The following is a 1258-nucleotide window of genomic DNA, read 5'->3' on the forward strand; positions in this document are numbered from 1 at the left end:
CAAACTCAAAGTAAAATCATTGATGATTATTTGTATCTTAAAGAAAGTATTATACAGCATATATTTAACAATAATTATCATTCTGTACCTTTAAATGATTTAATCAAAGAATCTAGTTTGAGAAATAAAAACCTATCTTTTAATAATATATTATCAGTTAATAACTCATTAGGATTCATAAAACAAACGGAACAATTTGAAGAAAGAAAAGTAGCTAGTACTAATACATCAAACTATAAGATTGTCAAAAAAAATCAATATGCGTATAATCCTGCAAGAATAAATGTTGGATCTATTGCACGATTAAAAAATTTTGATATTGGTATTGTCAGTCCAATGTACATTATTTTTGAATTAAATACAACAAGAATAACATATACTTATTTTGATATATTTTTACAATCAACAACTTTTAAAAAGCAATTATTAAAAAAATTAGAAGGAAGTGTAAGACAGTGTCTTACATTTTCTGGAATGCAAAATATGTCTATAGAACTTCCTTCTATTGATGTTCAAATTCAGCTATCAAAAAAAATCAAAAATATAGATTTGAAAATTTTAATAGAAAAGAAATATTTAGAGCAGCTTAGAAATCAAAAGAAATATCTTTTAAGAAATATGTTTATATAAACATATTTCTTAATAAATAATTTTTTTGATTTTTATACTGATCCAATAAGCATTTTTCTATATTAATCTTTTGATGAAGTTTGCTTATAATTAAGCTTATTTCATCTTGTTTTTTTCTGTCTGGTATTGGAAAGTAAAGTTCACTAAATGCATCAATATTTAAATTTCTTCTGACAATACTTGCTCCTTGTTCAGATATAGTTTTATACATAAATAATGCTCGGCGTGTTTTCAATATCTCAGAAATATATATTGGATTAAACATTTTATTTATTTGATATATATGATATGAGGGTGAAACTAGTCCATTCTCAAACTTATCATTATAATTAATATTACCCATCCAAAGATTTTGAGGACTAATTATAATATCACCTTTATGAGTGATTTTATAACCAATATTATTTGAACTAGCCGCTTCTTTATTAAAATATTCTGATTGTAAAAATATTCCTTGTTTAGTAGAACTTAGTATTGGATATTGATTTTGAATAATACTTTTTTCAATTATTTCAGTTAATATTTTTTTTATTGGTAATGAATGATAATCTGTATTATTCCAAAATATATTATCTTCTATTGATTTAATTAGAGAAGTATATAGATCAATGATTTTACTTTGAGTTTG

Annotated in this window: 2 protein-coding genes; one reads left to right on the top strand and one right to left on the bottom strand. The window is 22.7% G+C overall.

Annotated elements, in window-relative coordinates; translation table 11 throughout:
* A partial coding sequence (locus tag BMW96_RS14300) for a restriction endonuclease subunit S (protein ID WP_177165866.1) occupies window positions 1-630 on the top strand: 630 nt, incomplete at its 5' end.
* Here the strand turns inward: BMW96_RS14300 and BMW96_RS13835 are convergent.
* Window positions 623-1258: restriction endonuclease subunit S domain-containing protein (locus BMW96_RS13835; protein ID WP_218139432.1), on the bottom strand; the 636-nt coding region annotated here is incomplete at its 5' end. The genes BMW96_RS14300 and BMW96_RS13835 overlap by 8 nt on opposite strands.

It is taken from the genome of Thomasclavelia cocleata (assembly GCF_900102365.1).
Lineage (GTDB): Bacteria > Bacillota_I > Bacilli_A > Erysipelotrichales > Coprobacillaceae > Thomasclavelia > Thomasclavelia cocleata.